Raw genomic sequence first — 26,196 nt, forward strand, 5'->3', positions numbered from 1 at the left:
GACGCTTCCCGCAGAATCAGGGTGAGTCCCCGCCGAGGAGGCGGACGCGCGGGCCGGTTCCGGGCATGGACCGTGGCGGCACCCACGGCTCGTAAGGCGGCGGCGGGACCGGTTCGGGCGCTATTGGTTCGGGCGGGGTTGGCTCGGCGTCGGAATATTCATCGAGCCACGCATAATCCTCATCGCGATCGCCGTACTCCGGTTCTCCGGGAGCGAAGCGTTCGGCGAAATCGTAGCGGGCTTCCTCGGCGGCGCGGCTCTGTTCGTCCCACTCCGCCTCGGTGGGGAAGCTGGGTTCGATGCCGGCGAGCGGGCGCAGATCCTCGGGCGGCTCGCCATCGGCCATCGCATAGGCGGCCTCCATCGCGCGATCGGTGGCGATGTTGAGCATGATCGCGGCGGCGTCGGGCGGGCGCTGCGCGGTCAATTTGTCGATGAAGCGACCGTAACGGGTGGGATCGCGATAGCGCAGGATGAACTGGGCCAGGCGCTCGTCATAATAGCGCCGCTCGCCCACCTGTTCGCCCTTGTAGAAGATCGGGCGGGCGACGCCCTTGATCGCGCGGCTGAACACCGCGTCGGACAGGCGGCGCACCGCATAATCGAGCGCGGCCTCCCACGCTTGCCGAAAGCTGACCGCGTCGATCCGCCGGCGCAGCGCATAGGCCGCGGTGGCGGATATGCCGACGCGCCCGCACGCCTCCTCCACGCAGCCGCATTCGGCCAGCGCTTCGATAAAGCCCAGCTGCCGTTCGGGCGTGAAGCCGCTGACATGCTTGCGCGTGGCAACGGGCGTGAAGGATCGGAATCCCGGCCGCGCGGGCTTTGCGGGCGCGGGGGGATGCTTGTGCGCCTTGGCCCGGCGCGGAGGGTTGCGTCGCTTCTTCATGGACCAGGGTGGATCAGAAATGCGTCGTGTAGGACAGCGATTTCGGGCGATGCCGATCGCTCCATAACGGAGCCACTTCGGATTGTTTGCGCGACTGACCTGGCCGAACGTCGCGCGAACGGACGGGGGCGTCATGGGCTTGGTTATGCAGCGCGGGATCGGGGCGGCGGCTTATGGCTGAAGCGCCGTTCACCGCCGAACAGGAGGCGCGCATCCGCGCGATCATAGAGGAGGCGCGGCGCGACGAATGGGCCGACACCTATGTCGTGCCCGACGATATCGCCGCGATCCGCGATCTGCCGGCCCATGCGCCGGAGACGGGCTGGGCGGGGGTGATCCGCCTGATCATCGCCGTGATCGCGATCGGCGCGCTGCTGTTCGTGGGGGCCCGGGCGGCGGGCTTTTGAGGCGGGGCCGCATTTGCGCTGCGGCATGATGGCATGAAATCGCCGAAATTGCGGGCGCTACGCAGTCGATTGCTGGCGATACTGTCCTATACGGACGCGCGATATTGGAGCCACTTCGCCCTGTTCGCGCCGCAGCTTTTGCCCTGATCTTCGCGCGGACGGGCGGAGACGTCATGGGTTCGGACACGGGTTGCGCGATCTGGATTGGGGCCGATGGCTGAACCGCCGTTGAGCGCCGAGGCCCGCATCCGCGCGATCATCGAACAGGCGCGGCGCGACGAATGGGCCGACACCTACGTCGTGCGCGACGATCACGCCCCGAACCGCGATCAGCCAGCATCCGATCGCCCTCTGGCGAGCCTTCCCGTGGCCGATCCGCCGCGCGGCGGCGGGGTGGGGGGCATGCGCCTGCTGATCATCGCGATCGGCATCGGCGTGGCCCTGTTCGTGGGGGCGCGGGCGGCGGGGCTTTGAGGCGGGCTTGAAGGCTGCGCGGCCCTTGGGATGACAATCTTAGCGCAATTTCCTATAATCGCCGCATGGCACAGATGAACGTCTCGATCCCCGAAGCCCTCAAGAGCTGGTGCGAGCGGCGCGTCGCCGAAGGGCGATACAGCAGCACGAGCGACTATGTGCGCGATCTGGTGCGCCGCGATCAGGAACTGCAGGCGAAGATCGATCGCCTGCAGGCCGCGATCGATGAGGGGCTGGCGTCCGGCGAGAGCGACCAAGATCCGTTCGAATATCTAGAGGAACTGCGTCAGGGGTTGCGTAATCGCAATGCGGCTTGAACTGAGCCGTAAGGCTCAGGCCGATCTCGACGACATTCGCGATTTCAGCGTCGAGCATCACGGTGTGGATGGCGCGATCGCTTATCTCGACGGCATCGAAGCCGCATTCCGGCGGATATTGAGTTTTCCGGGTGTCGGGCTGGTGCATAGTGCGTTGGAGCCGGTCGTCCGTTCGCTGACATGCCAACGACACCGCATCTTCTATACGGCCGATGCGGATCGGGCGTTGATCATCCGCATTCTGCACCAGTCGATGAACGCCGATCGGCTGGTGTGACGCCGCCTCAGCGGGCGAACTCGATCAGATCCCACAGATTGCCGTAGAGATCGGCGAACACCGCGACCGTGCCGTAATCGTGGGTGGCGGGTTCGCGGACGAAGCGGACGCCTTTGGCCAAGAAGGCGGCATGATCGCGGGCGAAATCGTCGGTGCTCAGGAACAGGAGCGCAGGCGCGCAGCCATCACGGGGTGATGGCGAGCACCGAGCCGCCCGCCCGCCTGATCGCCGACGAACGCCGCCTGCTCGGGCGTGGCGGCGCGGGCGAGGAGGATGGTGGTCGCGTGTTCGGGCGCGCCCGGCGGGCGGATCGTGACCCACCGTTTGTCCTGCTCAGGCTGATAGGTGTCCTCGACCAGGGTGAAGCCGAGGGTGCCGACATAGAAGGCAAGCGCCTCGTCATAGTCGCGGACGATCAGGGCGATGTGGGCGAGATGGGGCATTCCTCGACCATAACCGTGTCCGTCGCCCCAGCGAAGGCTGGGGCCTATCGCTATTCGGGCAAAAGGTGCCGTTCGGGGCGGGAGAAATAGGCTCCAGCCTTCGCTGGAGCGACGGGTTGTGATTGTACAGATTTTAGCACATATTATGCTGAAGGAGATCAGCCATGAAGTCGGTCAGCTTTTCGGAAGCGCGCGCGAACCTGAAATCGGTGATGGATCGCGCTGCGGCCGATCGCGCGCCGATCACGATCACGCGGCAGAAGGCCGAGAATGTCGTGCTGATCTCCGAAAGCGAATGGGCGTCGATCGAAGAGACGCTGCATCTGCTGAGTTCGCCGAAAAATGCCGAACGGCTGCTGGAGGGCATTCGTGGCCTCGAAGCCGGTGAAGGCGTGGAGCGCGAGCTGATCGAACCGTGAAGCTGGTCTTCGCGGAGACGGCCTGGGAAGATTATCTCCACTGGCAGGCCGAGGACGCCAAGACGCTCGAACGGATCAACGCGCTGATCAAGGAGTGTCTGCGCGATCCCTTTCGCGGGACGGGCAAGCCCGAGCCGCTGGGCGGCAACCTGTCAGGCTGGTGGTCGCGCCGGATCAGCCGCGAGCATCGGCTGGTCTATCGGGTAAGCGGGAAGGCCGAGGCGCAGGCGCTGGAAGTGGCGCAGTGCCGGTATCATTATTGAAGGGGGCGATCATGGATTTGGATTTGCAGCTTTCTCAAATGAAACCCCGCACAAAAGGTTTGGTTTTCGACTTGGTGTCGGAAGCTGGCTTTGATGTCACCGACTGGCTGAAGTCAGCCTCTCAACCAAGTAAAGCTAAGGCAAATCCGAAATATTGCTATGAGTGGTCGTTTGTACAGCCGGAGACGGTCGTAATCTTCAATCTATGGCATGATATAATGAAACCGCATGATGGATATATCGTCTATCAGGAGAATTTTCGAGCAAATGCGGAGCATCACCGGGCCAACGGCGGAAAACAGCAGTGGATCACGCGCGGCGAAAAGCTTGATAGAGACGTCTCTGTCGCTGCGAATGGCGGACTACCTGTAAGGGTTATCGTTCTCGACGGCGATCGGCGGAATACCGAGGATCCAAACTCTGAGTCTTCGAAGGTGAGGTTTCGCGAACTCGATCCCGAACCCTGGCATGTGCTGAAATATGACCGGACCAATGGCGATTTTATTCTCGCCCGTGGAAAGCCGAAAAATCAGTTTGTTGATCAATTTGATGTCGGCCTGCCCGATCAAGCCGACCGTGTCTCCGCAACGGTCAATCGTTTCGTTCGAAAAGCTGAGGTGCGTCAAGCTGCTTTGTCTCGTGCAGCGGGGCATTGCGAACTTTGTGGCGAAGCGGGCTTTGTGATGGAAAGCGGTGCTATCTATCTAGAAACGCACCATATAATTCCGCTTTGCGAAGGCGGATCGGACGACATCCGGAACGTGGCAGCGGTTTGCCCAAATGATCACAAGCGAGCGCATTTCGCAGCAAACCGCAGCACAATTCGCGATAAACTCCTGTTAGTTGCTAACGACTAATTTCACTCCGCCGCCGGCAGGTAAATCTCGCCGCCCTTCTCGCGGAATTTCTCGCTCATTTCGGCCATGCCCGCTTCGGCCGCCAAAAATCCGTCGGCGGGCTGGTTCTGCTTGGCTGCGAAGTCGCGGACTTCCTGGGTGATCTTCATCGAGCAGAATTTGGGGCCGCACATCGAGCAGAAGTGGGCGGTCTTGGCGCCCTCCGCCGGCAGGGTCTGGTCGTGATATTGTTCGGCGGTGTCGGGATCGAGCGAGAGGTTGAACTGGTCGCGCCAGCGGAATTCGAAGCGGGCGCGGCTGAGCGCGTCGTCGCGCAGCTTTGCGGCGGGGTGGCCCTTGGCGAGATCGGCGGCGTGGGCGGCGAGCTTGTAGGTGACGACGCCGACCTTCACGTCATCGCGATCGGGCAGGCCCAGATGCTCCTTGGGCGTGACGTAGCAGAGCATCGCCGTGCCGAACCATCCGATCATCGCCGCGCCGATCGCCGAGGTGATGTGATCGTAACCCGGCGCGATATCGGTGGTGAGCGGCCCGAGGGTGTAGAAGGGGGCTTCGCCGCACGCCTCCAGCTGCTTGTCCATATTCGCCTTGATCTTGTGCATCGGCACATGGCCGGGGCCTTCGATCATCACCTGCACGTCATGCTTCCACGCGACCTGCGTGAGTTCGCCAAGGGTGGCGAGTTCGGCGAACTGGGCTTCGTCATTCGCGTCGGCGATCGAACCGGGGCGCAGGCCGTCGCCCAGTGAGAATGCGACGTCATAGGCCTTCATGATCTCGCAGATGTCCTCGAACCGTTCGTAGAGGAAGCTTTCGCGGTGGTGCGCCAGGCACCATTTGGCCATGATCGATCCGCCGCGCGAAACGATGCCGGTGACGCGCTTGGCCGACAGCGGGATGTAGGGCAGGCGGACGCCCGCGTGGATCGTGAAATAATCGACGCCCTGTTCGGCCTGCTCGATCAGGGTATCGCGGAAGATATCCCACGTCAGATCCTCGGCGATGCCGCCGACCTTTTCGAGCGCCTGATAGATCGGCACGGTGCCGATCGGCACGGGCGAGTTGCGCAGGATCCATTCGCGGGTGTCATGGATGTTGCGGCCGGTCGACAGGTCCATCACCGTGTCCGCGCCCCAGCGGATCGACCAGACCATCTTGTCGACTTCGGACGCGACGTCGCTGGCGACCGCGCTGTTGCCGATATTGGCGTTGATCTTGACCAGGAAGTTGCGGCCGATCGCCATCGGTTCGGATTCGGGGTGGTTGATGTTCGACGGGATGATCGCGCGGCCGCGGGCGACCTCATCGCGCACGAACTCCGGCGTCACATAATCGGGGATGGCGGCGCCGAAATCCTGCCCGTCGCGGACCAGCTTTTCCTTCAGCGCGGCGCGGCCGACATTTTCGCGGATCGCGACATATTCCATTTCGGGGGTGATGATGCCGCGGCGGGCATAGTGCATTTGGCTGACGTTCTGCCCCGCCTTGGCGCGCAGCGGACGGGTGACGACGTTGGGGAAGGGTTTGACGCCGCCCGAACGATCGACGCCCTTCAGGCCATTATCCTCGGGCTTGATCGCGCGGCCCTGATAGTCCTCCACGTCGCCACGGCCAAGGATCCAGTCGCGGCGCAGGGGGGCGAGGCCGGCCGAAATGTCGATGCGGGCCTTGGGATCGGTATAAGGGCCGGAACAGTCATAGACGCGGACGGGGCGTTCGTTGGCCGACGGCTCCAGCGCGATTTCGCGCATCGCGACGCGGATGCCGCCTGGCCCTTCGACATGGATCTTGCGCGATCCGCGGATCGGGCCGGTGGTCACGCCGATTTCGGTGGGGGTGGGGACGTCGGCCATCGCAATCATTCCTTCGCATGCCGAAGAAAGACGGATTGCGCGCGCTCGTCGCCGTCCACTTCCTCCGCCGGTCTCAACCGGATCAGGTTCTACGGGTCGTGCGGAACGCCGCACCTCTCAGCCGCCTGCGCGGCCCCCCGGGGATGCAGCGGACCTTATGGGACGGGCGCTGCGTTGTCCACAGGTGCGGGGCGGTGTAAAATCTTGTGACGTTGGCGTAATTGTTCGCCGTTGCGGTGCAGCGGGGTGGCGCGATGCACAATCGTTCGCCATAGTTGGTTAATGGCGAGCGACCCTCCCTACGACCTGATCATCATCGGGGGCGGATTGTCGGGCGGATTGCTCGCGCTCGCCTGCCAGCGTGCGCATCCCGAACGCCGTATTTTGATGATCGAGGGGCGGCCTGCATTGGGCGGCAACCACCTCTGGTCCTTCCTCGACAGCGATATCGACGCGGGCGATCGGCCGCTGCTGGAGCCGCTGATCAGCTATGGCTGGCGGCAGGCGCATGTGATCTTCCCGGCCTATCAGCGCACGATCGGATCGCAGCTTTACGGGGTGCGATCGGACCGGTTCGACGCGGTGCTGCGCGAGACGCTTCCGCCCGATGCGATCATGACCGGCAAGACCGTGATCGACGCCGGCCCCACCTGGGTCGAGATGGAAAGCGGCACGCGGATCGAGGCGAAGGGCGTGATCGACGCGCGCGGCGGGGCGGACCTGAACCTGCTCGATCCCGGCTGGCGCAAGTTCGTGGGATATGAGTTGCAACTCGCGGGGCCGCACAGCGTGCGCCACGCGCGGATCATCGACGCGGGCGTCGAGGTGCAGGAGGAGGGGTTGAGCTATTGCACGCTCCTGCCGATCGAGAAGGACACGTTGTTTATCGAAGAGGTGCGCTACGGGCGCGATCCGACGCTGAACGTGCCGGGCTATGCCAAGCGCATCTTCAATCTGGCGGCGCGCTTCGGATGGAAGATTTTGGATAGTGCGCGGGGGCAGGCGGGCGTCATCCCGATCGCGACCGGGGGCGATTTCGAGGCGTACTGGGATTCGGGCAGTCCGGGGGTGGCGAAGGTGGGCGTGCGCGCCGCCCTGTTCCACCCCGTCACCGGCGCGTCGCTCCCCGATGCGGCGCGGACGGCGCGGATGATCGCGGAGATGCGCGACTGGTCGGGCGATGCGCTGCACCAAACGCTGCACGCGCATGCGGCGCGGATCTGGGGCAAGCGCGATTATTACAGGCGCTTCGCCCGCTCGCTGCTCGATGAAAATGCGCTGGCCGAACAATATAAGCCGCTCGAAGTGCTCTATACGAAGGAGCCGGGGACGATCGCGCGCTTCCACAATATGCGGCTGACGATGATGGACCGGATCGCGCTGAGTTTGGGCGACGGCCCGATGCCGCTGTCGGCGGCGCTGAAGGGATAAAGTGATGAAGCGGTTGTGCGTTTTTTGCGGATCGAGCCCGGGCAACGATCCGGCTTATGCGGAGGCTGCGCGGGCGCTGGGCCGCGCGATCGCGGAAGCGGGCATGGGCCTCGTCTATGGCGGCGGGCGCGTGGGGCTGATGGGGATCGTCGCCGACAGCGCGATGGCGGCCGGGGGCGAGGCGATCGGCGTGATCCCGCAGGGCCTGTTCGACAAGGAGGTCGGCCATAAGGGGCTGACCGAGCTGCGCGTGGTGGATTCGATGCACACGCGCAAGGCGATGATGGCCGATCTGTCGGATGGCTTCGTGGCGCTGCCCGGCGGGATCGGCACGCTGGAGGAATTGTTCGAAATCTGGACCTGGGGGCAGCTGGGCGATCACGCCAAGCCGTTCGCGCTGATGAACGTGGGCGGCTTTTACGATCCGCTGGCGGTGTTCCTCGATCGGCTGGTGGAGACGGGTTTTGTCAAGCCCGAGCATCGCGGCATGCTGGTGACGGGCGACGAACCGACCGCGCTGATCGCGGCGATGCGCGCTTACGAGCCGCCGGCGCTGGGGAAGTGGATCGAGAAGCTGGAGCGGTGACGTTCGTATATATCCTACCCCTAATGAATGGGGGGGCGGTTTAGAGCGAAAATTTCTTCGGATCGGGGCCGTTGTCTTCCGGTTGTTCCGTCAGCTTCGCGATGTTGGACGTAGCGGTCAGCGCGCCGATCAGCGAGAATTTCGAGATGTTGAACGTCCCCGTCGATGTAGGAATGGCGAACCGCACGTCGCCGCCCATTTCGAACGTATCGATCAGCACATCGTTGAGCGGCATCGTCAGAAAATGATCGCCATCGACGATGTCGCATTTCAATTCGAGTAGAACAGCCCCGGCTTTCGAGTTCATCATCGCCGGATAGGAAGCGCCTTTGTCGCAGGCTTTCTGCGGATTCAGGAACGCAAAGCAGACCGGCCCGCACATGACGCCAAAGGCTGAGCCCGAAGGATTCTTGGTGGATGCAACGGCCCACTTCTTGGAGGGCGTGACCACCCAATCGCCGACTGTAATCTGCTGCGTCGGCGCGACCGGCGCGGCATCAGTCGCCGGCTTTTGCGCTGCGATCAACAACGGGGCCAACGCCCCCGCAAGCCATAGCCCTTTCGCCATCCTCGCCCCCTTCGGATGTGCCCTGCCGCGCACCATAGCGAAAACAAAACGGCAAGCATCGAGAAGTTGTCGCGCGATCGGCGAAGTAGGTTAGGCTCACCCCAAAATCCCCAAGGAGATTCCCATGACGAACGGTCCGTGGAGCCATCATCGCAGCAGCGGCATGGCCGATGATATCGACTTCGAGATCAAGGGGCAGGAGCTGCAGTTCGTCGAGATCGAGCTGGATCCGGGCGAGAGCGCGGTCGCGGAGGCAGGCGCGCTCGTGTGGAAGGATGCGGCCGTGGGCATGACGACCGTGTTCGGCGATGGATCGGGCGGGGCCGGCGGCGGGTTCATGGACAAGTTGCTGGGGGCGGGGAGAAGGCTGGTGACGGGCGAGAGCCTGTTCACGACGGTCTTCACCCACAACGGATCGGGCAAGGCGCGGGTGGCGTTTGCGTCGCCGACGCCGGGGTCGATCCTGCCGATCCGGCTCGATCAGGTGGGCGGGACGCTCATTTGCCAGAAGGATTCGTTCCTGTGCGCGGCCAAGGGCGTGTCGATCGGCATCGCGTTCCAGCGGCGGATCATGACCGGGCTGTTCGGCGGCGAAGGCTTCATCATGCAGAAGCTGGACGGCGACGGATGGGTGTTCGTGCAGATGGGCGGCACGGTGATCGAGCGCGAACTGGCGCCGGGCGAGGAGCTGCACGTCGACACGGGCTGCATCGCGGCGTTCACGCCGTCGGTCGATTTCGATCTGATCGCGGCGGGCGGCGTGAAATCGATGCTGTTCGGCGGCGAAGGCGCCTTCTTCGCGCGGCTGCGCGGGCCGGGGAAGGTGTGGGTCCAGTCGCTGCCCTTCGCGCGGCTGGCCGGGCGGATGATGGCCGCGGCGATGGGCGGCGGGCAGAATCGGGGTGAAGGTTCGGTGCTCGGCGGGCTCGGCGATTTTATCGGGGGTAACAGGTAAGACGTCTTCCCCGCGCAGGCGGGGACCCATCCAGTGCCGTCATATGCGGAGAGACTGGATGGGCCCCCGCCTTCGCGGGGGTGACGGGACAGTTCAGAACTTCACGTTGATTTCGCCGCCGAAGGTGCGGGGTTCGTTGAAGAAGCCGCTGACGCCCGATTGGGGGCTGAGCGATTTGTAGAAGAGGTGCTGTTCGTTGAAGAGGTTGCGCGACCAGAGCGCGACCGTGACGAGCGCGTCCGAGCCCGGCATTTCGATATCGGCGATCGCGAGGCGGCCGTTGACGATGAACGCCTTCTCGCCCTTCGGCTGGCGGACGTTGGCGGGGTTGTTCGGCCCCAGATAGACCGGGTCATTGCCGTTCGAATAGAAGCCGCCGTCATAATTGCCGTCGATATGCGCGCGGATCGCATAGCCGTTCATCGGCAGTTCGTAGTCGATCGAGCCGCTGGCCGAATGGCGCGGCGTATAGGTCTGGTAGATCGGCACCGCGATCGTGCTGACCACGCCTTGTGCGTTCGGATAGGGGTTCACCGTCGCCGGGATCTTCACATATTGATAGGCGTAGGAGGCCGAGAGGGTGAGGCCTTCGACGGGCAGGACGGTCAGTTCGGCCTCGACGCCGCGCAGATCGCCGTTGCCCGGCGCGTTGATCGTCGAGGTGGTGGTGCGCGTCTGGCGGATGCCGCCGGTTTCGTAGGGGCGGCTGAAATCGACCTGGATATCCTTGTAGGTGCCCAGATAGCCGGCGATGTTGAAGCGGGCGTGGCGATCGAAGAACTCGCTCTTCAGCCCGATTTCGAAGATCGACACCGATTCGGGATTGAACGGATCATATTCCTGCGAGCGTGAGTTCGCGCCGCCCGATTTATAGCCGGTCGACCATTTGCCGTAGGCGTGGACATCGTCGGTCACGTCGAAGGCGAGGTTGACCATCGGATCGACGCGCGACCAGCTGGCGTCCAGCCCGATTTCGGCCGAGACGCCATTGCGATCGACCGGCAGCAGGCCGTTCACGATTTCCAGCGCGCCATGCTTGCTGTCCTTCGTCCAGCGCAGGCCGCCGGTCAGGTGGAGGCGATCGTCCATCAGGTTCGGCGTCCAGGTCGCCTGACCGAAGGCGCCGATGCTCTTGGTCGTCACATGGCTGGCGCGGTCGATCCGCTGGGCGCTGCGGACGAGGGGGGTGACGGTGGTGGCCGAGCCGGCCGCATTGGTGAAGGCGACGGTGTTATAGGCCTGCGCGTTGTCGCGAACATGCTCGCGATAATAGAGCGCGCCGGCGACGAACTTCACGCGATCGAGCGAGCCGATCACCTGGAATTCCTGGCTGCGCTGGTTCTGCGCGAAATAGGCCAGGCTGTAGCGCGCGAAGCCGAAGTTGAGGAAGTTGCCGGTCGCGTTCGACATGCTCGACGCGGCCGAACCATTGTCGAGCTGGTCCTGGGTGAGCTTGCGATACGAACTGATCGACTTGAGCGTGATCTGCGGCGCAACCTGATATTCGAACGTCAGGCGATGGCCGTGGACCTTGCCGACGTTGATCTGCTGCGGAACGCCGACATTGGCGGTGCGAACGCGATCGGGCTGGATCGTGGCGATTGCGGCCTGACGATTCGTGCCGGGCGAGATGAGGTTCAGGTAGAGCGGGGTCGATTCGTCCTTCGACGTGTCGAACGAATAATCGGCGCTGAACTCCGGCGTGGGCTTCCACAGGGCTTCGGCGTGCAGACCGCGCTTGTCATACTGGTTGAAGCCTTCGGCGCCCGACAGCGGGTTCTTCACCAGCGGATCGCGATGCGCGACGACGCCGTCGAGCTTGACCGCGATATTGGCGAAGGCGGGCAGATCGACGTGAACCTCGCCCTTGTAATGGCCGAAATTGCCATAGCCGCCGGTGGCGTTGACGTGGAACTCGCCGGTCGGCTTCTTGGTGGTGATGTTGACCGCGCCGCCTTCGGTGTTGCGGCCGAACAACGTGCCCTGCGGACCCTTCAGCACCTCGATATTCTCGATATCGAACAGGGCGGTGCCCAACCCTTGCGCGCGGCCCAGATAGACGCCGTCGATATAGACGCCGACGCCCTGATCGCGCGCGGGCTGGTTACCGTCGGAGAGGACGCCGATGCCGCGGATGTTCACGATCAGCGCCGAATTGCGCGAATAGAAGGGCGCGACCTTGAGCGAGGGGATCGCGCCGTCGCCCATGTCGAGCAGCGAAGTGACGTGGCGGTTGGCCAGATCCTCATTGCGGAAGACCGAGATCGAGATCGGGGTCTTCTGCAGGCTGGTGGGGCGCTTTTCGGCGGTCACGACGATGTCGGCCAGGCCGCTGCCGGCGTCCATGCCCGCGGCATCGTCTGCGATCGGGGCGGTGGACGGCACCTGCGCCATCGCAGCGGCGGGCGCGGCGATCATGGCGGCGAGGATGAGGCGCGAGGCGGCGGCCGCGACGATGCGACGTTGCTGGATCATGGCTGTGCTTCCCTGATATTCACCCGCCCTGATCGGCGGTTCGCCGCGGCGGTTAACGGGAGCGTGTTGCGCCGCAGCGAAGGAATCATTTCCGGATCGTGACAATCATTTTTGGTTGATTGCGTTCGCGGTCTTCATCCTCCCCCGCCAGGGGGAGGTGGCGCCGGAGGCGACGGAGGGGGAGGTTGCGGCCAACTTCTGACGATCGTGTCCTCCCCCTCCGTCAGCTGCGCTGACACCTCCCCCTGGCGGGGGAGGATGGGGTGGGGCGGAATGTTCAGCTTGAGGCAAGGCGTGCGTGCCTAGTGCCGTGGAATGACCCGTTTCGCCCGCCTCGTGCCGCTCGCTTTGCTCGCGCTCGCCGCGTGCACCACCGTTTCGCCCGAAGCCAAGGTGCGCGCGAAACTGATCGAGGCGGGGGTGAAGCCGCCGGTCGCAAGCTGCATGGCCGAGCGGCTGGTCGATCGATTGTCGCTGGCGCAGCTCAAGCGGCTCCAGTCGCTGAGCGGGCTGGCGCGCAAGGATGTCAACGCGATGAGCATCGATGAAATCGCCCATCGCCTGCGCGGGCTGAACGATCCGGAGATCACCGCCGTGGTCCTGAAAGCGGGGATCGGCTGCTCGATTGCTTTCTGACCTATGGGTCAAAATTTGCCAAAGAGCTAACTCTATTTTGACGCGCTGCGGCACCTCTTCGCCATCCAGGGGTTTCCTTCGCCGCGCGACTATGCTTTAGCGCCCCAGATTTCTTCGGACTCGGGGATCCTCACGACATGAACATCCATGAATATCAGGCCAAGGAACTGCTCGCGAAATTCGGCGCGGCGGTGCCCGCAGGCTTTGCGGCGCTGACGGTTGAAGAGGCGGTCGAAGCCGCCAAGAAGCTGCCTGGGCCGCTTTATGTGGTGAAGGCGCAGATCCACGCTGGCGGCCGCGGTAAGGGCAAGTTCAAGGAACTCGGCCCCGACGCCAAGGGCGGCGTCCGCCTGTCCAAGACGCTGGACGAAGTCCGCGCGAACGCCACCGACATGCTCGGCAACACCCTCGTCACCATCCAGACGGGCGAAGCCGGCAAGCAGGTGAACCGCCTGTACATCACCGACGGTGCGGACATCGCGAAGGAATATTATTTCTCGATGCTGGTCGACCGTAAGACCGGCCGCATCGCGATGATCGTGTCGACCGAGGGCGGCATGGACATCGAAACCGTCGCGCACGACACGCCCGAAAAGATCACCACGATCGTGATCGATCCGGCCGAAGGCTTCATGCCGCACCACGGCCGCGCCGTGGCGTTCGCGCTGAAGCTGCAGGGCGACCTGAACAAGCAGGCCGTCAAGATGGCCGAGCAACTGTACAAGGCGTTCGTCGCGACCGACATGTCGATGCTGGAGGTCAACCCGCTGGTCGAGACCACGGACGGCAAGCTGTTCGTGCTCGACGCCAAGGTCAGCTTCGATTCGAACGCGCTGTATCGCCACCCCGACGTCTTCGCGCTGCGCGACGAGACCGAAGAGGATCCGGCCGAAATCGAAGCGTCGAAGTACGACCTCGCCTACATCAAGCTCGACGGTAACATCGGCTGCATGGTGAACGGCGCGGGCCTGGCGATGGCCACGATGGACATCATCAAGCTGAACGGCGAATTCCCCGCCAACTTCCTCGACGTCGGCGGCGGCGCGAGCAAGGAGAAGGTGACCTCGGCCTTCAAGATCATTCTCGCCGATCCGGCGGTGAAGGGCATCCTGGTCAACATCTTCGGCGGCATCATGAAGTGCGACATCATCGCCGAGGGCATCGTCGCGGCCGCCAAGGAAGTGAACCTTTCGGTTCCGCTGGTCGTCCGCCTCGAAGGCACCAACGTGCAGCAGGGCAAGGACATCCTTGCCAAGTCGGGCCTCGCCATCGTCCCCGCAGACGATCTGGGCGACGCCGCCAAGAAGATCGTGGCCGAGGTTCGCAAGGCCGCGTGATCCTCTCGTCGCCGCGGCTCGGGCGCCCATCAAAGTACTACTTTGATGGGAACCCCCGCAGGGCCGCGGCTTCGGGACGGTGCGTGGGAGCCGCGCCCGACCGGAATGCCGGGGAACGGCATGACGATGCGTATAGGAGAAGTGGGAAATGAAGGTCCTGGTACCCGTCAAGCGGGTGATCGATTATAACGTCAAGCCGCGCGTCAAGATGGACGGCACCGGCGTCGACCTGACCAACGTCAAGATGTCGATGAACCCGTTCGACGAGATCGCGGTCGAAGAAGCGATCCGCCTGAAGGAAAAGGGCGTGGTCACCGAGATCGTCGCCGTTTCGATCGGCGAGCAGAAGGCCCAGGAAACGCTGCGCACCGCGCTGGCGATGGGCGCGGACCGCGCGATCCTGGTCGTCAGCGAAACCGAGGTCGAGCCGCTGGGCGTCGCCAAGATCCTGCAGAAGATCGTCGAGGAAGAGGCCCCCGGCCTCGTCATCCTGGGCAAGCAGGCGATCGATGACGACAGCAACCAGACGGGCCAGATGCTCGCGGCGCTGATCGGCCGTCCGCAGGGCACCTTCGCGTCGAAGGTCGAAGTTGCGGGCGACACCGTGACCGTGACCCGCGAAGTCGACGGCGGTCTCGAGACCGTCTCGCTCAAGACCCCCGCGATCGTCACCACCGACCTGCGTCTGAACGAGCCGCGTTATGCGTCGCTGCCGAACATCATGAAGGCGAAGTCGAAGCCGCTCGCGCAGAAGACCCCCGCCGATTACGGCGTGGACGTTGCGCCGCGCCTCAAGACGCTCAAGGTCGCCGAGCCGCCGAAGCGCTCGGCCGGTATCAAGGTTGCTGACGTCGACGAACTCGTCGCGAAGCTGAAGGCGATGGGAGTTGCGGCATGACGAGCCTCGTTTGGGTCGAACACGACACCGGCGCCATCAAGGACGCCACCCTGTCCGCCGTCACCGCCGCCGCCAAGCTGGGTGACGTCCATGTGATCGTCGCGGGTTCGGGCGTGGGCGACGTCGCCGCCGCCGCCGCGAAGATCGCCGGCGTTTCGAAGGCGCTGGCCGCCGACGACGCGGCTTATGATCACGTTCTCCCCGAGAACGTCGCGCCGATGATCGCGGGCCTGATGGCCGGTTACGACGCGTTCGTGGCACCCGCGACCGCCAACGGCAAGAATATCGCGCCGCGCGTCGCCGCCCTGCTCGACGTGATGCAGATTTCGGACATCCTCTCGGTCGAGAGCGCCGACACCTTCACCCGCCCGACCTATGCGGGCAACGCGATCGCGACCGTCCAGTCGTCGGACGCGAAGAAGGTGATCACGGTGCGCGGCACCGCCTTCGAAAAGGCGGCGCGTGAGGGCGGTTCGGGTTCGGTCGAAGCCGCTTCGGGTCCGGGCGATGCGGGGCTTTCGAGCTTCGTCGGCGCCGAAATCTCGAAGTCGGAGCGCCCGGAACTGACCAGCGCGAAGATCATCGTGTCGGGCGGCCGCGCGCTGCAGAACTCGGAAAACTTCCACACGGTCATCGAGCCGCTCGCCGACAAGCTCGGCGCCGCGGTCGGCGCGTCGCGCGCCGCGGTCGACGCGGGCTATGTCCCGAACGACTATCAGGTCGGCCAGACCGGCAAGATCGTCGCCCCGGAAGTCTATATCGCGGTCGGCATTTCGGGTGCGATCCAGCACCTCGCCGGCATGAAGGACTCCAAGACGATCATCGCGATCAACAAGGACGAAGAAGCCCCGATCTTCCAGGTCGCGGACATCGGCCTGGTCGGCGATCTGTTCAAGGTCGTGCCGGAACTGACCGGCAAGCTCTGAACATAGCTTCGGCGAAGAGACAGGGGCGGTCGACCATCGGGTCGGCCGCCCTTTTCTTTTGTCCGGAGGCGACTTGCGGCCGGCTACGGAGATGTGTGATCTCCCCTGATGGGCACGCGCACACTCTATTCGATATCTGCCGGGTTAGCCGCTTTGATACTATCAGGCTGCGACCATATATCGGGTATTCGTACGGATGCTGATTTTCCCCACATCGATGTGAAATGCGTGGACTCCGCACTCAGGGCGACGACCGGCATAGGCGCGATCTCCTACAGCACGGATCGGAGCGAATCTTTTCAAATCGCGCCTTATCGAGGGAAGGTCGTGACCACTTCCTACATGTGGTTCTACGGAGAGGGTCAGATAGCTTCGGTGCAGATCTTTTACGATGGAAAGAGCTGGCACTATTCCAATGGTATGGGGAAAATGGGGCCGCCATTGCCCGCATCCAAACTAGACGCGTATCGGCCATTGATGGTGCAAGTTAACACAAATATCGAGCGTAGCTGCGGATTGCCGTTGGCGGCGCAGGGGCACATACGGCGGGTAGAGTAGCCTCCTCACGCCCATATTTACTTTAGCATGCTATAATTTTATCGCTCCCGTTTGATCGCAAATCCGGGCACAGTCTCCGTAACGAAAAGCAGGAGAGCGATGATGGCGGAGCGGGTGGCGCTAGTGACCGGCGGGAATGTCGGGATCGGGCATGAGGTGGTGCGCGCTCTGGCCAAGGCGGGGCATGTCGTGTGGCTGGCGAGCCGCGATGCCGATAAGGGCAAGAAGGCGGCGGCTGACCTTGCCGGTGAGGGCGATATCCGGCCGGTGCGGATCGATGTGACCGACGAGGCGAGCATGGTGGCCGCCGTCGCCGCGATCGAGGCGGCGCACGGCAAGCTCGACCTGCTGATCAACAATGCGGGCGCGACCTTCGGCGGCGGTGCGGCGCATGTCGCCGATCTCGATGCCCTGCGCGCGGCGATCGAGAACAATGCGATCGGGCCGCTGCGCATGTCGCAACTCGCACTGCCGCTGCTGCGCAAAGGGGAGACGGCGCAGATCATCATGGTGGGCAGCGGGGCGGGGAGTCTGGCGTGGCTCGGCAATCCGGCGCCGGGCTTCGAGGGGCGGATTCCGCTGGGCTATGCGACGTCGAAATCGGTGATGCATTCGATCAGCGTGCAGCTGGCGCAGGCGCTGAAGGCCGACAGGATTGCGGTCAACGTGATCAGCCCCGGCTACGTCAACAGCGCGGTCAGCCAGTATCAGGGGACCAAGTCGACCGCCGAGGGTGCGGCCCCGATCGTGCGCCTCGCGCTCGATCCCGCGCCACCGACGGGACGCTTCATCAGCGACGTCGAGGGACAGGAATTGCCTTGGTAGAGACGGTTACGGAACAATAACGGGGCGTAACGGGTTCGAACGCAACAACAGGGGCATCCAGACCCCAGGTTCGCAGGAGGCCCTTAATGCTGATTCACATCATTATCGTATTGATCATCGTCGGCGTGCTGTTGTGGCTCGTGAACAACTACATCCCGATGGACGGCAAGATCAAAAGCATCCTGAATGCCGTCGTGGTGATCGTCGTGATCCTCTATCTGCTCCAGGCATTCGGCCTGCTGGCGGGCGTGGGGATTTAACCTAGAAGTTGGTCCTCCCCCGGCGGGGGAGGTGGCAGGCGTAGCCTGACGGAGGGGTATTGGCCGGCAGCGATCTGCTTGCGGCGAATACCCCTCCACCGCTTTCAGCGGTCCCCCTCCCCCTCCGGGGGAGGATCTAGAGGCGGGCGGCTGCCGCCAAATCCTCAACAAAGCGCGCGTATTCGACTTCGGCCTGTTCGCGGTCGGGGAGGCGGAGGAGGTAGCTGGGGTGGACGGTCGCGCGGGCGGTGGCGCCGTCGCCGACATCCAGCACGCGGTCGCGGACCGAGACGAGGCTCTGCGCCTTGCCGGTCAGCGAATGGACTGCGGTGGTGCCGAGCAGGATGATCCGCTTCGGCCGCACGATCCGGCGTTCCTGATCGATCCACCAGCGGCACGCCTTCACCTCGCCCGCATTGGGCTTCGAATGGATGCGGCGCTTGCCACGCTGCTCATATTTGAAATGCTTGACCGCGTTGGTGACGTAGGCGCGTGCGCGATCGACCCCGGCGTCGGCCATCGCGCGATCGAACAATTGGCCGGCGGGGCCGACGAACGGCTTGCCGGCAAGGTCTTCCTGATCGCCGGGCTGTTCGCCGACGAACATCAGATCGGCATCGATCGGGCCTTCGCCGAACACGGTCTGCGTCGCGCATTTGTGTAGCGGGCAGCGGGTGCAGTGCGACGCTTCCTCGCGCAGTTTTTCCCACGCCGTCGCGCCGTCGCCGCGGGGGGCGGTATGTTCGACCATCGCGATCTCGCGGGCGCGGGCGCCGGCGATCAGGCCGGGGATCAAGGCGGTTTCGGGCATGTTGGCCCAGTATCGGCGGGGCATTTCCTTCACCATCATGTCGACCTTCAGCCGCGCGGGATTGAAGATCGAGGCGTAATAGCCCTTCCATAAGGCCTCGACCGGATCGTCGCCCGGCGCATCGGCGCGGGTGGCGCCGGGGGCTTCGGTGAGCGTCGTGCCGTCCCAGTGGATCGAGAGTTCGGGGGTCAGGATCGACCAGCGCATCGTCGCGAAGCGGTGCAGGAAGAAGCCGGCGTTCGCGCGGACGATGTGATGCTCCGGCTCGAAAAAGGCGACGAAACGCTCGCCGTCGGCATCCTCGACTTCGCGGAAGCGGACGAAGGCGCGCATCTTGTGGATGTCGCGGCGCACCTCCTTGGCGAGCAGATCGAGCCGGCGGCGCAGCGGATCGGATTCGTCGTCGATGCGCGCGGGATCGTCCTTCAGCCGGCAGAGCATCGTGTAGAGCAAGGCGAAGCGTTCGGGATCGCGATGCAGGATCACGCTCTGCGCGAGATCGACGAAGCGGCGCGGGACGGCGAAGGCGGGCGCGGTCGGCGTGGGGCGCGGGGTGGCGGCGGTGCCGAACAGGTCGCCGCCTTCGCCTTCGACCCGCCAGACGATGTCGGCGGGCGCGACATCGGCCATCGCGAGCGCGCGGGCGGCGTCGCGCCAGGCGTCGATGTCGTCGGGGCGGGGGAGGATGAATAGGTCAGGCCGCGAACAGCTCCAGTTGCTCGCGCTTGATGCGGGGCTTGAGGTCGAGGCGGTCGATCAGGGCGGTGGGGCGCCAGTCGGACGCGACGATGAAGGGGCGGATCTTGGCGATCGAGACGGTGAGGCGTCCTACATCGGCGAGCGACAGCCGGCGCCATTTGCGCGAGACGAGGATCGCGTCGACCGCCTTCACGCCAAGGCCGGGGACGCGCAGCAAAGCCTCGCGCGGGGCGCGGTTGACGTCCAGCGGGAAGGCGTCGCGATATTTGAGCGCCCAGGCGAGCTTGGGGTCGATATCGAGCGGGAGCATGCCGGCATCGTCGGTGGCGGCGGCGACCTCGGCGGGCTTGTAGCCGTAGAATCGCATCAGCCAGTCCGACTGGTAGAGCCGATGCTCGCGCATCAGGGGCGGGCGGCTGAGCGGCAGGACGGCGGAGGCATCGGGGATCGGGCTGAACGCCGAATAATAGACCCGGCGCAGCGCATAGCGATCGTAGAGCGTGGCGGCGGTGCGGACGATGTCGCTGTCGTTCGCCGCATCGGCGCCGACGATCATCTGGGTCGACTGGCCGGCGGGGGCGAAGGCGGGGGCCGAGCGATAGCGTTTCTTCGCATCATGCCCGTCCTCGATCGCGGCCTTCATGCCGCCCATTGCGGCGCGGATGCCCGACGCGGACTTTTCGGGGGCGAGGCGGGCGAGGCCGGGGTCGGTCGGCAGCTCGACATTGATCGACAGGCGATCGGCGTGGCGGCCGGCGGCCTCGATCAGCCGGGGATCGGCATCGGGGATCGTCTTGAGGTGGATATAGCCGCGAAACTGATGATCCTCGCGCAGGCTCCGCGCGACCTCGACCAGCTGCTCCATCGTGTAGTCGGAGGAGCGGATGATGCCCGAGGAGAGAAACAGCCCCTCGATATAATTGCGCCGATAGAAAGCGAGGGTGAGATCGACCACCTCCTTCGCGGTGAAGCGCGCGCGGCGGACGTTCGAACTCTTGCGGTTGATGCAATAGTGGCAGTCGAAGATGCAGCTGTTGGTCAGCAGGATCTTGAGCAGCGAGATGCAGCGGCCGTCGGGGGCATAAGCGTGGCAGATGCCCATCCCCTCGGTCGATCCGATCCCCTTCGCCTTGCCGGCCGAATCGCGCTTCGCCGTGCCGGAAGACGCGCAGGACGCATCATATTTGGCCGCGTCGGCGAGGATTTCGAGTTTTTGCCGTGTATCGAGCTGCGCCATTTGTTCTTTTTATGTTCGCCTTGGCGCGGTGGCAATGATCCAGATCAATCGATCGCGCCGGGCCGGGTTTGACGTCGGTCAAAGCGAATCACCGGGCGGCGCGCCAAAGCTGTGGTCCAGAAGCGGAGCTTGGAAGGATCAGGCGCATGACCGACGTTATCGTCACACACGGCGTGCCAGTGCCGGGTCGTCCGGGGTCCGCTTCACCTCCCAATGCCCGGATCGCCTCGACACCGTCGCGCCCCGCCACCGCCGCGTCCTTTGCGACGCCCTATCAGGCGCTGGGCGGGGCGGCGGTGATCGAGGCGATCATCGATCGCTTCTACGATCTGGTCGAACATGACCCGTCTTTTGCCGAGCTGCGCGCGATGCACGCGTCCGATCTGGGGCCGGTGCGCCGTTCGCTCGCCCGCTTCCTGACCGGATGGTGCGGCGGGCCGCGCGACTGGTTTCGCGAGGATCGGCCGGGCGGCAGCTGCGTGATGTCGCTCCACCGCAGTCTCGCGATCGATCCCGCGACCGCCGGCCAGTGGATCGACGCGATGACCCGCGCGATCGGCGGCCAGCCCGACATCGACGAGAGTTTGGCCGCTTTGATGGTCGAGCGGCTCGACATGATGGTGCGCGGGATGATCAACCGCGCGGTGAGCGTGGACGCCGCGGCGCGGGAGCAGGCGGAGTCGGTGGCTTAGGTCAACGGCTTATCAAGTGCGGCGTGGCTGCGTTCGCCGCAATTGCTGCCATCAGCTGATCGTGGCACGTTCGTTCGATGAGCCGTCAGCTTTATCTAAGAATACGCCGCTTCGTTGACCATGATCAATCGACACGCGCTCGACCTGCAACGCCATTTTTCGGCATCCTACCCTTAGCGGTTATGGGCTTACTTCAATCACGACTTAACGAGGGCGCTGCCGCCGCAGGTTGGATTGTCGCAATTGTCACGGGGGTAATCTGGACGGCTTTCGCTTGTTGGCGTGGTTATCGTCTTTTTCGAGCGTTTGGCATTCGAAGTGACAGGCGGTTTGACCAACAAGTAAAGCTATTCTTGCCGCCCGAATACGCGCAGGCCGAAAGTGCGACGAAGGCTAGACAACGCAGCCGAGCAAGAAAACGCGCCGGCAGCTAGCTACCCCATGTCAGCCGGTCAGCCCACGCGCCGGAAGCGGTCGCTTGGGGGCGTACCTAGTCCAGCTGGTGCAGGATCATCGTGTTGCCGTCGGGGTCGAACACGTTGATCATGCGGCAGTGCGGGCCTTTGACGATCTCGCCCTCGGCGATCCGGCCGCCCTTCGCGCGGACGTCGGCGATCGTGGCGTCGAGATCGTTGACTTCGAACGCGATCATCGCGCCCGACGCCGGATGCGGGGATACCGGCATCACCGTGGTGATCGCGAAGCAGCCGCCGCCCGGCAGATCATATTCGACCCAGGGCGACGCCGCCCCTGCACCGCTTTCCAGACCCAGCACGCCTTCGTAGAATCCGCGTGCGGCGGCCATGTCCGAAACCATGTAGAGCGTGAAGGCGACCTTGCGCAGCATCGGCGGGCTCCTATCTGTCAGCCGACCTTATCCCGGATCGGCGCCGGAACGAAGCGCATGCGGCGCTCGTTGCGTCGCACCGTATCAATCGGCTAGGACGGTCGCAGAGGTTCTTTCGCACATGATTATCAGCATAGTTCTTTTCCTGCTCGGCATCCTGAAGATGATCATCATCGTTCAGGCAATCATTTCGTGGCTGGTGGCGTTCAACGTCATCAACACCTACAACGATTTCGTCCGCCAGTTCCTCTACGCGCTCGATCGGCTGACCGAGCCGCTGTACAAGCCGATCCGCAAGATCTTGCCCGATTTCGGCGCGCTCGATCTGTCGCCGCTGGTGGTGCTGATCCTGATCATCATCCTCGAAAAGATCCTTGTCGGCATCCACACTGGCGCGCCGCTGATCTGACGGTCTGGAGCGCACATGCGGACGGCGTGATCCTGGCCGTCCGTGCGCGTCCGCGCGGTGGGCGCGATACGATCGAGGGGGTTGCGAGCGATGCCGACGGGCGCGACTGGCTGTCGGTCCGGCTGGCCGCGGCCCCCAGCGACGGCGCGGCGAACGAGGCGCTGGTCGCGCTGCTCGCCAAGGCGCTCGGCCTTCGAAAAAGCGACGTGACACTGGCGGCCGGGGCCACAGCACGGCTAAAGAGGCTGCATATCAGGGGCGACGCGACCGCATTGGGCGCCGCCATCGACGAACTCATCAGGGGTAAGGCATGACGGCGCAGATTATCGACGGCAAGGCGTTCGCAGGCGACCTGCGCGCGAAGGTGGCGGCGATGGTGCCCGCCTTCCGCGCCAAGGCGGGCCGCGCGCCGGGCCTCGCGGTCGTGCTGGTCGGCGAAGATCCGGCGAGCCAGGTCTATGTGCGCAACAAGCACAAGATGACGATCGAAGCGGGCATGGAAAGCTTCGAACATCGCCTGCCCGCAGATACGTCGCAGGACGCGCTGATCGCGCTGGTCCATCAGTTGAACGCCGATCCGAGCGTGGACGGCATCCTCGTCCAGCTTCCGCTGCCCAGGCAGATCGACGAGAGCGCGGTGCTGGCCGCGATCGATCCCGACAAGGATGTCGATGGCTTCCACGTCGTCAATGTCGGGCGGCTTTCGACCGGCATGGCGGGCTATGTGCCGTGCACGCCGCTGGGCTGCGTGATGCTGCTCAAGGATCGGCTGGGCGATCTTTCGGGCAAGGATGCGGTGGTGATCGGCCGATCGAACATCGTCGGCAAGCCGATGGCGCAGCTGCTGCTCGCCGAAAATTGCACCGTCACCGTCGCGCACAGCCGCACCGCGAATCTGCCTGAAGTCGTGCGCCGCGCCGATATCGTCGTGGCGGCGGTGGGGCGGCCGGAAATGGTGAAGGGCGACTGGATCAAGCCGGGCGCGATCGTGATCGACGTCGGCATCAACCGCGTGCCGGGTGCAGGGCCGGGCAAGACCAAGCTGGTCGGCGATGTCGACTTTGCGGAAGCGGTGGAGGTCGCGGGCGCGATCACGCCGGTTCCGGGCGGGGTCGGCCCGATGACGATCGCGGTCCTGCTGCGCAACACGTTGGTCGCCGCGCACCGGCTGGCGGGCGTGCCTTATGAGAAGGGCGCGATCTGACGATGATCGCTCTCTTCCTCTCGGCCTTCGTGACCCTGTTCGTGGTGATCGATCCGCCCGGCTGCGCGCCGATCTTCGCCAGCCTGACGCCGGGCGCGAGCGATCGGCAGCGGCGCGCGATGGCGATCCGCGCCACGACGATCGCGGGCGTCGTCCTGCTGCTGTTCGCGCTGATCGGCGAGAAATTGCTGTCGACTTTGGGCATCAGCCTCGATGCCTTCCGCATCGCGGGCGGCGTGATGCTGTTCCTGATCGCGCTCGAAATGGTGTTCGAAAAGCGCACCGAGCGGCGCGAGGGCCGCGCCGAGGAGATCAGCAAGAAGGCGGCCGAGGAGCATCGCGAGATCGAAGATATCTCGGTCTTCCCGATGGCGATCCCGATGATTGCGGGGCCGGGATCGATCGCGACGACGATGCTGCTGGTGTCGCGCAGCAATGGCGTCGAACAGTCGGTGGTGGTGATCGTGGCGCTGCTGGCGGTGCTGGCGCTGATGCTGGCGGCGCTGCTGGCCGCGGGCGCGATCATGCGCGTGCTGGGGCCGAAGCTGGAGGCGATGATCACCCGCATATTGGGCGTGCTGCTGGCGGCGCTGGCGGTGCAGTTCGTGATCGACGGGATCACGAAGGCCTTTCACCTGTCCTAAATCCTCCCCCGGAGGGGGAGGGGGACCGCGAAGCGGTGGAGGGGTATTCGCCACGAGCGGTCCGCTGCCGGCTAACTACCCCTCCACCATGCTGCGCATGGTCCCCCTCCCCTTCCAGGGGAGGATCTGATTTTTAGTTCACCAGTTTCCACAGCCGGTAGGGCGAGTTGGCCGGAAGTTCGACCCGCTCCAGCCAGCTCGGCACCTGATCCTTCATCAGCTGACGGTAGAAGCCGCCTTTGTCGTAGAGCGTCGTTTCGGCCATGCCGGGGCAGACGAGCAGCATCGTCGCGCCGTGGCGCTTCATCACGTCGTGCGCGACTTCGGGCGACTTTTCGCGGAAGGCGTGGTGGACGTCGAGGATCGCCTGCTGGTTGCGGTGATAGGGGCCGGCGATCGCGCTGTGGCCGGTCATCGCGATCAGGCGCGGGCCGAGATCGACATGGGTGAGGATCACGGTCGGCTTGAACGCACCCAGTTCGCGCAGATAGGCGATGCGGGGGCAGCGGACGCTGCGATCGACGGCCTTCTTCTTCGCGGGCTTTTCGGACTTGGGCCAGTGCGTCGTGACATATTCGACGCCAAGGCCGGAGACGGCGAGGAAGGCCGCCGTCGGCCCCAGCACGCGGACGATGCTCGACTTCGCATTCAACAGCCGGCTCATGATCGGCCATGCGAGCGCGGTCGCGCCGAACACGCCCAGCATCTGCGCCTGCGGGCCGTAGCGCGACTGCCAGAACATGCAGGCGGTGGAAAAGACGCTGAGCAAGGCGATCGTCGCCCAGGCGGGGGCGGTCGCCTGCCCGCGCGCGCGCCACGCGGCGACGATCGCGCCCAGCGCGCCGAAGACGGGGAGGGCGGCGATGTTCATCGCGTCGCGCCACGCCTTGGTATGGAGCGGGCGCACCTCGCGCACATGGCTGAACCACAGCTTTTCGAGTTCGGGCGAGAGATGTTCGGGGCGGCCCAGGCATTGCGGGAAGGCGCCGGCATAGACGCCGGCCACCGCGCCCGCCGCGACGCCCGCAAGCGCCAGACGCAGCACGCGGCTTTCGACGCGGGCGTAGGAGAGGGCGAACAGCAAAGCGCCCGCGAGCAGCATCGCGGTGAGATAGACGGGCGAGAAGGCGTCGCACACGGCCAGGCGATTGTCGGTGGAGGCGAAGCCCGCGAAGATGAGCGCGGAGCCGCCCGCCAGCACGAGCGCATAGCCGCGCATCCGATCGGCCTCGGCCCGGTCCCAGATCCAGCGCAGCACCGTCGCCGCGCCCGCCATCGCCATCGACGGCAGCAGTTCCAGCCCGATGCCCAGCGACACCACGGTCGCCGCCGCGACGGTGACGCCGCCGCGCTTGCCGACCGGATCGGCAAGCCCTGCGAGCGCGAGCATCAGCATCGCCAGCTGCCAGCCATGATGATCGACGCGCAGCGGGAACCACATGAACATCGCGGTCTGCGCGCACAGCAGCATCGCGAAGGCGAGCGGGTAAGCGAGCGGGGCGATCAGCCGGCGGCTCGCGAGGATCAGCGCCCACAGGGTCGCCCCGAAGGCAAGCATCGGCGCCACCGTGGTCGCGAAGCGCAGCGAGGTGAAATTGTCGGTCACCTGCCGCGACAGGAACAGCAGCACCGCGATCGGCAGATCGACGATCCGGGTCCAATGGATGCTGGCGCCGGCCGGCGGATCGAGCTTGTGCTGGCGCAGATCGAACCAGCCCTGTCCGTTGAGCCATGCCTGCACCTGCGCCAGCCGCATATTGTCATCGGTGTCGCCCAGCCCCAGCACGCGGATGGCCGGCCATTTGTAGATCAGCATGTAGATGATCGTGCCCGCGAACATCAGCCAGAATGTCCGCCGCCAATGCCGCTCGACGAACGCGATGATCCGATCTTCCACCGATACCCCTGATGCTGTGACGGCGCGACCGTAGAGCCAAGACCCTCCATCGTCACCCCCGCGAAGGCGGGGGCCTATCCAGAGCCATTACATGCGGAGAG

Annotated in this window: 29 protein-coding genes, 1 pseudogene and 1 riboswitch; of the genes and pseudogenes, 21 read left to right on the top strand and 9 right to left on the bottom strand. The window is 64.7% G+C overall.

Features of this window, described 5'->3' with window-relative positions; genetic code table 11:
* Window positions 1–16: 16 nt before the first annotated feature.
* Window positions 17–889: a hypothetical protein gene (locus EOD43_RS02740; protein ID WP_127740866.1), complete on the bottom strand. Its 873-nt coding sequence runs from the start codon at window positions 887–889 to the stop codon at window positions 17–19.
* 173 nt (window positions 890–1,062) lie between these two features.
* Between EOD43_RS02740 and EOD43_RS02745 the strand changes: the two genes are divergently transcribed.
* From EOD43_RS02745 to EOD43_RS02760, 4 genes are all read left to right on the top strand, one after another.
* Window positions 1,063–1,296 carry a hypothetical protein gene (locus EOD43_RS02745; RefSeq protein WP_127740868.1) on the top strand — a complete coding sequence of 78 codons (234 nt, stop codon included), beginning with the start codon at window positions 1,063–1,065 and terminating at the stop codon, window positions 1,294–1,296.
* 213 nt (window positions 1,297–1,509) lie between these two features.
* Window positions 1,510–1,770 carry a hypothetical protein gene (locus EOD43_RS02750; RefSeq protein ID WP_127740870.1) on the top strand — a complete coding sequence of 87 codons (261 nt, stop codon included), beginning with the start codon at window positions 1,510–1,512 and terminating at the stop codon, window positions 1,768–1,770.
* A 65-nt stretch (window positions 1,771–1,835) separates the two neighbouring features.
* Window positions 1,836–2,087 (top strand): type II toxin-antitoxin system ParD family antitoxin, encoded by a 252-nt coding sequence (locus EOD43_RS02755; protein WP_127740872.1) that lies wholly within the window; start codon window positions 1,836–1,838, stop codon window positions 2,085–2,087.
* Window positions 2,077–2,364 (top strand): type II toxin-antitoxin system RelE/ParE family toxin, encoded by a 288-nt coding sequence (locus tag EOD43_RS02760; protein WP_127740874.1) that lies wholly within the window; start codon window positions 2,077–2,079, stop codon window positions 2,362–2,364. Before EOD43_RS02755 ends, EOD43_RS02760 begins: the two co-directional genes overlap by 11 nt.
* A gap of 7 nt (window positions 2,365–2,371) precedes the next feature.
* Here the strand turns inward: EOD43_RS02760 and EOD43_RS24120 are convergent.
* Window positions 2,372–2,808 (bottom strand): annotated as a pseudogene (locus EOD43_RS24120) (VOC family protein).
* Between the two features lie 164 nt (window positions 2,809–2,972).
* Between EOD43_RS24120 and EOD43_RS02775 the strand changes: the two are divergent.
* The 3 genes from EOD43_RS02775 to EOD43_RS02785 are packed head-to-tail and all read left to right on the top strand — an operon-like array spanning window position 2,973 to window position 4,347.
* Complete coding sequence (locus EOD43_RS02775) at window positions 2,973–3,227, top strand: type II toxin-antitoxin system Phd/YefM family antitoxin (protein WP_127740878.1); 255 nt, start codon at window positions 2,973–2,975, stop codon at window positions 3,225–3,227.
* On the top strand, window positions 3,224–3,490 hold the full coding sequence (locus tag EOD43_RS02780) for a Txe/YoeB family addiction module toxin (protein WP_127740880.1): 267 nt from the start codon (window positions 3,224–3,226) through the stop codon (window positions 3,488–3,490). The genes EOD43_RS02775 and EOD43_RS02780 overlap by 4 nt, the downstream gene beginning before the upstream one ends.
* Before the next feature lie 11 nt (window positions 3,491–3,501).
* On the top strand, window positions 3,502–4,347 hold the full coding sequence (locus EOD43_RS02785; RefSeq protein WP_127740882.1) for an HNH endonuclease: 846 nt from the start codon (window positions 3,502–3,504) through the stop codon (window positions 4,345–4,347).
* A 2-nt stretch (window positions 4,348–4,349) separates the two neighbouring features.
* Here the strand turns inward: EOD43_RS02785 and thiC are convergent, their stop codons facing one another.
* Window positions 4,350–6,200 (bottom strand): phosphomethylpyrimidine synthase ThiC, encoded by a 1,851-nt coding sequence (thiC, locus tag EOD43_RS02790; RefSeq protein WP_127740884.1) that lies wholly within the window; start codon window positions 6,198–6,200, stop codon window positions 4,350–4,352.
* A gap of 42 nt (window positions 6,201–6,242) precedes the next feature.
* A riboswitch (TPP riboswitch) is annotated at window positions 6,243–6,350 on the bottom strand.
* A gap of 132 nt (window positions 6,351–6,482) precedes the next feature.
* Between thiC and crtY the strand changes: the two genes are divergently transcribed.
* Complete coding sequence (gene crtY, locus EOD43_RS02795) at window positions 6,483–7,631, top strand: lycopene beta-cyclase CrtY (protein WP_127740886.1); 1,149 nt, start codon at window positions 6,483–6,485, stop codon at window positions 7,629–7,631.
* A 4-nt stretch (window positions 7,632–7,635) separates the two neighbouring features.
* Window positions 7,636–8,217 carry an LOG family protein gene (locus tag EOD43_RS02800; protein ID WP_127740888.1) on the top strand — a complete coding sequence of 194 codons (582 nt, stop codon included), beginning with the start codon at window positions 7,636–7,638 and terminating at the stop codon, window positions 8,215–8,217.
* A gap of 40 nt (window positions 8,218–8,257) precedes the next feature.
* Here EOD43_RS02800 and EOD43_RS02805 read toward each other — a convergent pair whose 3' ends face one another.
* On the bottom strand, window positions 8,258–8,785 hold the full coding sequence (locus EOD43_RS02805) for a hypothetical protein (RefSeq protein ID WP_127740890.1): 528 nt from the start codon (window positions 8,783–8,785) through the stop codon (window positions 8,258–8,260).
* 124 nt (window positions 8,786–8,909) lie between these two features.
* Here EOD43_RS02805 and EOD43_RS02810 point away from each other — a divergent pair, with 124 nt between their 5' ends.
* The gene (locus EOD43_RS02810; RefSeq protein ID WP_127740892.1) at window positions 8,910–9,740 is read left to right on the top strand and encodes a TIGR00266 family protein; all 831 of its coding nucleotides are present in this window, start codon (window positions 8,910–8,912) and stop codon (window positions 9,738–9,740) included.
* Window positions 9,741–9,833: 93 nt separating this feature from the next.
* On the opposite strand, the gene EOD43_RS02815 is transcribed toward EOD43_RS02810, so the two are convergent.
* Window positions 9,834–12,215 (bottom strand): TonB-dependent receptor, encoded by a 2,382-nt coding sequence (locus EOD43_RS02815; RefSeq protein ID WP_127740894.1) that lies wholly within the window; start codon window positions 12,213–12,215, stop codon window positions 9,834–9,836.
* Between the two features lie 315 nt (window positions 12,216–12,530).
* Between EOD43_RS02815 and EOD43_RS02820 the strand changes: the two genes are divergently transcribed.
* The 6 genes from EOD43_RS02820 to EOD43_RS23510 all read left to right on the top strand — a co-directional run bounded on the left by EOD43_RS02820 (window position 12,531) and on the right by EOD43_RS23510 (window position 17,655).
* The gene (locus EOD43_RS02820; RefSeq protein WP_127740896.1) at window positions 12,531–12,851 is read left to right on the top strand and encodes a hypothetical protein; all 321 of its coding nucleotides are present in this window, start codon (window positions 12,531–12,533) and stop codon (window positions 12,849–12,851) included.
* Between the two features lie 137 nt (window positions 12,852–12,988).
* Complete coding sequence (gene sucC / locus EOD43_RS02825) at window positions 12,989–14,188, top strand: ADP-forming succinate--CoA ligase subunit beta (RefSeq protein ID WP_127740898.1); 1,200 nt, start codon at window positions 12,989–12,991, stop codon at window positions 14,186–14,188.
* 148 nt (window positions 14,189–14,336) lie between these two features.
* Complete coding sequence (locus EOD43_RS02830; protein WP_127740900.1) at window positions 14,337–15,086, top strand: electron transfer flavoprotein subunit beta/FixA family protein; 750 nt, start codon at window positions 14,337–14,339, stop codon at window positions 15,084–15,086.
* Window positions 15,083–16,012, top strand: coding sequence for an electron transfer flavoprotein subunit alpha/FixB family protein (locus EOD43_RS02835; protein WP_127740902.1), 930 nt, complete (start codon window positions 15,083–15,085; stop codon window positions 16,010–16,012). The genes EOD43_RS02830 and EOD43_RS02835 overlap by 4 nt, the downstream gene beginning before the upstream one ends.
* Window positions 16,013–16,672: 660 nt before the next feature.
* On the top strand, window positions 16,673–17,395 hold the full coding sequence (locus tag EOD43_RS02845; RefSeq protein ID WP_164857060.1) for an SDR family NAD(P)-dependent oxidoreductase: 723 nt from the start codon (window positions 16,673–16,675) through the stop codon (window positions 17,393–17,395).
* A gap of 86 nt (window positions 17,396–17,481) precedes the next feature.
* Window positions 17,482–17,655, top strand: a complete 174-nt coding sequence (locus EOD43_RS23510; RefSeq protein WP_164857061.1) for a Thivi_2564 family membrane protein — start codon at window positions 17,482–17,484, stop codon at window positions 17,653–17,655.
* A 136-nt stretch (window positions 17,656–17,791) separates the two neighbouring features.
* On the opposite strand, the gene EOD43_RS02850 is transcribed toward EOD43_RS23510, so the two are convergent.
* Both EOD43_RS02850 and EOD43_RS02855 read right to left on the bottom strand, forming a co-directional pair.
* The gene (locus EOD43_RS02850) at window positions 17,792–19,153 is read right to left on the bottom strand and encodes a UdgX family uracil-DNA binding protein (protein WP_276318195.1); all 1,362 of its coding nucleotides are present in this window, start codon (window positions 19,151–19,153) and stop codon (window positions 17,792–17,794) included.
* Between the two features lie 7 nt (window positions 19,154–19,160).
* The gene (locus tag EOD43_RS02855; RefSeq protein WP_127740910.1) at window positions 19,161–20,402 is read right to left on the bottom strand and encodes a putative DNA modification/repair radical SAM protein; all 1,242 of its coding nucleotides are present in this window, start codon (window positions 20,400–20,402) and stop codon (window positions 19,161–19,163) included.
* 146 nt (window positions 20,403–20,548) lie between these two features.
* Between EOD43_RS02855 and EOD43_RS02860 the strand changes: the two genes are divergently transcribed.
* Window positions 20,549–21,094 carry a group II truncated hemoglobin gene (locus EOD43_RS02860; RefSeq protein WP_127740912.1) on the top strand — a complete coding sequence of 182 codons (546 nt, stop codon included), beginning with the start codon at window positions 20,549–20,551 and terminating at the stop codon, window positions 21,092–21,094.
* 490 nt (window positions 21,095–21,584) lie between these two features.
* Here EOD43_RS02860 and EOD43_RS02865 read toward each other — a convergent pair whose 3' ends face one another.
* Window positions 21,585–21,941, bottom strand: coding sequence for a VOC family protein (locus tag EOD43_RS02865; protein WP_127740914.1), 357 nt, complete (start codon window positions 21,939–21,941; stop codon window positions 21,585–21,587).
* 121 nt (window positions 21,942–22,062) lie between these two features.
* Between EOD43_RS02865 and EOD43_RS02870 the strand changes: the two genes are divergently transcribed.
* The 4 genes from EOD43_RS02870 to EOD43_RS02885 are packed head-to-tail and all read left to right on the top strand — an operon-like array spanning window position 22,063 to window position 24,198.
* Window positions 22,063–22,350, top strand: coding sequence for a YggT family protein (locus EOD43_RS02870; protein WP_127740916.1), 288 nt, complete (start codon window positions 22,063–22,065; stop codon window positions 22,348–22,350).
* Between the two features lie 26 nt (window positions 22,351–22,376).
* Window positions 22,377–22,664, top strand: coding sequence for a DUF167 family protein (locus tag EOD43_RS02875; protein ID WP_206363479.1), 288 nt, complete (start codon window positions 22,377–22,379; stop codon window positions 22,662–22,664).
* Window positions 22,661–23,554 carry a bifunctional methylenetetrahydrofolate dehydrogenase/methenyltetrahydrofolate cyclohydrolase FolD gene (gene folD / locus EOD43_RS02880; RefSeq protein ID WP_127740918.1) on the top strand — a complete coding sequence of 298 codons (894 nt, stop codon included), beginning with the start codon at window positions 22,661–22,663 and terminating at the stop codon, window positions 23,552–23,554. The genes EOD43_RS02875 and folD overlap by 4 nt, the downstream gene beginning before the upstream one ends.
* Before the next feature lie 2 nt (window positions 23,555–23,556).
* Complete coding sequence (locus EOD43_RS02885; RefSeq protein WP_127740920.1) at window positions 23,557–24,198, top strand: MarC family protein; 642 nt, start codon at window positions 23,557–23,559, stop codon at window positions 24,196–24,198.
* A 133-nt stretch (window positions 24,199–24,331) separates the two neighbouring features.
* Here the strand turns inward: EOD43_RS02885 and EOD43_RS02890 are convergent, their stop codons facing one another.
* On the bottom strand, window positions 24,332–26,095 hold the full coding sequence (locus tag EOD43_RS02890; RefSeq protein WP_127740922.1) for an AcrB/AcrD/AcrF family protein: 1,764 nt from the start codon (window positions 26,093–26,095) through the stop codon (window positions 24,332–24,334).
* Between the last annotated feature and the right edge of the window lie 101 nt (window positions 26,096–26,196).

It is taken from the genome of Sphingomonas crocodyli (genome assembly GCF_004005865.1).
Classification (GTDB): domain Bacteria; phylum Pseudomonadota; class Alphaproteobacteria; order Sphingomonadales; family Sphingomonadaceae; genus Rhizorhabdus; species Rhizorhabdus crocodyli.

Bases quoted from the DNA above. Each gene is read 5' to 3' on its own strand.
- sucC (WP_127740898.1), top strand. From the start codon at position 12,989: ATGAACATCCATGAATATCAGGCCAAGGAACTGCTCGCGAAATTCGGC.
- EOD43_RS02815 (WP_127740894.1), bottom strand. From the start codon at position 12,215: ATGATCCAGCAACGTCGCATCGTCGCGGCCGCCGCCTCGCGCCTCATC.
- EOD43_RS02865 (WP_127740914.1), bottom strand. From the start codon at position 21,941: ATGCTGCGCAAGGTCGCCTTCACGCTCTACATGGTTTCGGACATGGCC.
- EOD43_RS02775 (WP_127740878.1), top strand. From the start codon at position 2,973: ATGAAGTCGGTCAGCTTTTCGGAAGCGCGCGCGAACCTGAAATCGGTG.
- EOD43_RS23510 (WP_164857061.1), top strand. From the start codon at position 17,482: ATGCTGATTCACATCATTATCGTATTGATCATCGTCGGCGTGCTGTTG.
- EOD43_RS02800 (WP_127740888.1), top strand. From the start codon at position 7,636: ATGAAGCGGTTGTGCGTTTTTTGCGGATCGAGCCCGGGCAACGATCCG.
- EOD43_RS02830 (WP_127740900.1), top strand. From the start codon at position 14,337: ATGAAGGTCCTGGTACCCGTCAAGCGGGTGATCGATTATAACGTCAAG.
- thiC (WP_127740884.1), bottom strand. From the start codon at position 6,200: ATGGCCGACGTCCCCACCCCCACCGAAATCGGCGTGACCACCGGCCCG.
- EOD43_RS02870 (WP_127740916.1), top strand. From the start codon at position 22,063: ATGATTATCAGCATAGTTCTTTTCCTGCTCGGCATCCTGAAGATGATC.
- EOD43_RS02760 (WP_127740874.1), top strand. From the start codon at position 2,077: ATGCGGCTTGAACTGAGCCGTAAGGCTCAGGCCGATCTCGACGACATT.
- EOD43_RS02855 (WP_127740910.1), bottom strand. From the start codon at position 20,402: ATGGCGCAGCTCGATACACGGCAAAAACTCGAAATCCTCGCCGACGCG.
- EOD43_RS02860 (WP_127740912.1), top strand. From the start codon at position 20,549: ATGACCGACGTTATCGTCACACACGGCGTGCCAGTGCCGGGTCGTCCG.
- EOD43_RS02845 (WP_164857060.1), top strand. From the start codon at position 16,673: ATGGCGGAGCGGGTGGCGCTAGTGACCGGCGGGAATGTCGGGATCGGG.
- EOD43_RS02755 (WP_127740872.1), top strand. From the start codon at position 1,836: ATGGCACAGATGAACGTCTCGATCCCCGAAGCCCTCAAGAGCTGGTGC.
- EOD43_RS02885 (WP_127740920.1), top strand. From the start codon at position 23,557: ATGATCGCTCTCTTCCTCTCGGCCTTCGTGACCCTGTTCGTGGTGATC.
- EOD43_RS02785 (WP_127740882.1), top strand. From the start codon at position 3,502: ATGGATTTGGATTTGCAGCTTTCTCAAATGAAACCCCGCACAAAAGGT.
- folD (WP_127740918.1), top strand. From the start codon at position 22,661: ATGACGGCGCAGATTATCGACGGCAAGGCGTTCGCAGGCGACCTGCGC.
- EOD43_RS02740 (WP_127740866.1), bottom strand. From the start codon at position 889: ATGAAGAAGCGACGCAACCCTCCGCGCCGGGCCAAGGCGCACAAGCAT.
- EOD43_RS02745 (WP_127740868.1), top strand. From the start codon at position 1,063: ATGGCTGAAGCGCCGTTCACCGCCGAACAGGAGGCGCGCATCCGCGCG.
- EOD43_RS02810 (WP_127740892.1), top strand. From the start codon at position 8,910: ATGACGAACGGTCCGTGGAGCCATCATCGCAGCAGCGGCATGGCCGAT.
- EOD43_RS02820 (WP_127740896.1), top strand. From the start codon at position 12,531: ATGACCCGTTTCGCCCGCCTCGTGCCGCTCGCTTTGCTCGCGCTCGCC.
- EOD43_RS02750 (WP_127740870.1), top strand. From the start codon at position 1,510: ATGGCTGAACCGCCGTTGAGCGCCGAGGCCCGCATCCGCGCGATCATC.
- crtY (WP_127740886.1), top strand. From the start codon at position 6,483: ATGGCGAGCGACCCTCCCTACGACCTGATCATCATCGGGGGCGGATTG.
- EOD43_RS02835 (WP_127740902.1), top strand. From the start codon at position 15,083: ATGACGAGCCTCGTTTGGGTCGAACACGACACCGGCGCCATCAAGGAC.
- EOD43_RS02805 (WP_127740890.1), bottom strand. From the start codon at position 8,785: ATGGCGAAAGGGCTATGGCTTGCGGGGGCGTTGGCCCCGTTGTTGATC.